General features: G+C 67.0%; 2 protein-coding genes. Both read right to left on the reverse strand.

Features of this window, described 5'->3' with window-relative positions; translation table 11 throughout:
- Positions 1–125 precede the first annotated feature (125 nt).
- Positions 126–827, reverse strand: a complete 702-nt coding sequence (locus VA603_RS10705) for a 2OG-Fe(II) oxygenase (RefSeq protein WP_192287183.1) — start codon at positions 825–827, stop codon at positions 126–128.
- Positions 828–956: 129 nt separating this feature from the next.
- Entirely contained in the window at positions 957–1,967 is a 1,011-nt protein-coding gene (locus VA603_RS10710) for a class 1 fructose-bisphosphatase (RefSeq protein WP_132864045.1), read from the reverse strand.
- Positions 1,968–2,134 lie beyond the last annotated feature (167 nt).

The following is a 2,134-nucleotide window of genomic DNA, read 5'->3' on the forward strand; positions in this document are numbered from 1 at the left end:
GATTGACCAGGACGAGCAACAGCGCGGCAAGCGCGATCCAGTTCATCGGTGAGCTCCAGTGTTCGCGTGATGCGGGCCGGGTGCGGGGCAGCGTAATGCCTGCCGCGTGAAGGGGGACGTGGCGCCTAAGGCTGCCCGTACAGCCGCTGGGCGGACTGGAACAGGATCCAGCTGGTGGCGATGAACTTGTCGCCGCCCTGCGGGCGGTTGCCGCGATGGGTGTGGGTGAAGGCGGTCGGTGCGATCAGCAGGCTGCCGGTGCGCGGGGCAACCTTGCGTTGCTGGAACAGGAACTCGGTCTGGCCTTCGTCGAAGCCGTCGTTGAGGTAGAGCGTCCACAGCAGGTGACGGTGCAGGGTTTCGCCGCTGGCGTCGCGCGGGAACAGCTCGCAATGCCAGTACGGGTAGCCGCCCTCGCCCGCGGTGTACCACTGCAGGTTGATCGCGCCCGGGCGCAGGCAGGTGCGGGCCAGGTCGGACAACGCGCGCTCGTCCATGGCGGGGAAATCATCGGCGGTGAGGCGGCGCGGTTGGCCGTCGCTGCCGGGGACCTGCAACATCAGCGGCGAGATCAGGGCCTGTGGATAACGTCGTAGATAACGCAGCAGGCCATTGAAGACGGCGACCTGCAGGCGCTGGTCGACATCGCGCCAATCCTCGCTGCCGCTGATGCGCAGGTCGCGGCTGTGCTTGAGGTCCGGATGCACGCCGCCGCCCACGCGGCCGGGTTGCAGCTGGTTGCTGTGCTGCATGCGCTGCACGATCGCCGCGCAGTCCTGCGCGGACAGCGCGTCGTCGTAAACCTCGATGAAATCCACGTCGCTCATCGGTGGTTCCCAGGAGAACTGAGGCCGATGGTGGCGTGGAACACCTGCTTTGGGTAGTGCCAGGCCCTCCCGGCGGTGCATTGCCGGGAGGGCTGCAGCGGAGCGTGGCCCCGCTGCAGCGAGCGGTGATCAGTTGGCGTCGTGGTCGGTGTGGTAACGGGTGGCTTGCGCCACCTCGTTCTTCGAACCGAGGAACACCGGCACGCGCTGGTGCAGCTGGGTCGGCTGGAGGTCGAGGATGCGCTCGCGGCCGTTGGTGGCGGCGCCGCCGGCCTGCTCGACCAGCAGCGCCATCGGGTTGGCTTCGTACATCAGGCGCAGCTTGCCGGCCTTGCCCGGGTCCTTCTTGTCCCACGGATAGATGAAGATGCCGCCGCGGGTCAGGATGCGATGCACGTCGGCCACCATCGAGGCGATCCAGCGCATGTTGAAGTCCTTGCCGCGGCTGCCTTCCTTGCCGGCCAGCAGGTCGGCCACGTAGCCCTGCATCGGCGCTTCCCAGTGGCGCTGGTTGGACATGTTGATCGCGAACTCCTTGGTGTCCGCCGGGACCTGCATGTTGCGCTGGGTCAGGATGAAGGCGCCGGTCTCGCGGTCCAGGGTGAAGGCGTGGGTGCCATGGCCGACGGTCAGCACCAGCATCGTGCTCGGCCCGTAGATGCAGTAGCCGGCGGCCACCTGCTGCACGCCCGGCTGCAGGAAGTGTTCGTCGCCGGGCTGCTTCACGCCGGCCGGGGCGCGCAGCACCGAGAAGATGGTGCCGACCGAGACGTTGACGTCGATGTTGGAGCTGCCATCGAGCGGATCGAACAGCAGCAGGAAGTCACCCTGCGGGTATTCCGACGGCACCGGCTGGCTGTGGTCCATCTCCTCCGAGGCGCAGGCCGCCAGGTGGCCACCCCAGGCGTTGGCTTCGAGCAGGATCTCGTTGGAGATCACGTCCAGCTTCTTCTGCGCCTCGCCCTGCACGTTGCCGGTGCCGGCATCGCCCAGCACGCCCCCCAGGGCGCCCTTGCTGACGGCGATGGCGATCGAGGTGCAGGCGCGGGCGACCACCGCGACCAGCTGGCGCAGGTCGGCGTTGATGCGCTTGTTCTGTTCTTCCTCGATCAGGAAGCGGGTCAGCGACGTACGGGACATGGACGGGAGCTACCTTCAGACAAAAGGAGCGCTATTGTCGCGGGTTGTCCTGCTTTTTTCGAGCTGATGGCCATGCCGTGTCCTTTTGCGGACAAAAGCAGCCATGCGGCGCTGCCGTTGGCTTTACCCACAGGGTCCGTACCATGGAGGCCCGGAGGGGAGTGGCA

It is taken from the genome of Stenotrophomonas capsici (assembly GCF_034961085.1).
Taxonomy (GTDB): domain Bacteria; phylum Pseudomonadota; class Gammaproteobacteria; order Xanthomonadales; family Xanthomonadaceae; genus Stenotrophomonas; species Stenotrophomonas capsici.

Coding starts and splice junctions, on each gene's coding strand:
- VA603_RS10705 (WP_192287183.1), bottom strand. CDS start 827: ATGAGCGACGTGGATTTCATCGAGGTTTACGACGACGCGCTGTCCGCG.
- VA603_RS10710 (WP_132864045.1), bottom strand. CDS start 1,967: ATGTCCCGTACGTCGCTGACCCGCTTCCTGATCGAGGAAGAACAGAAC.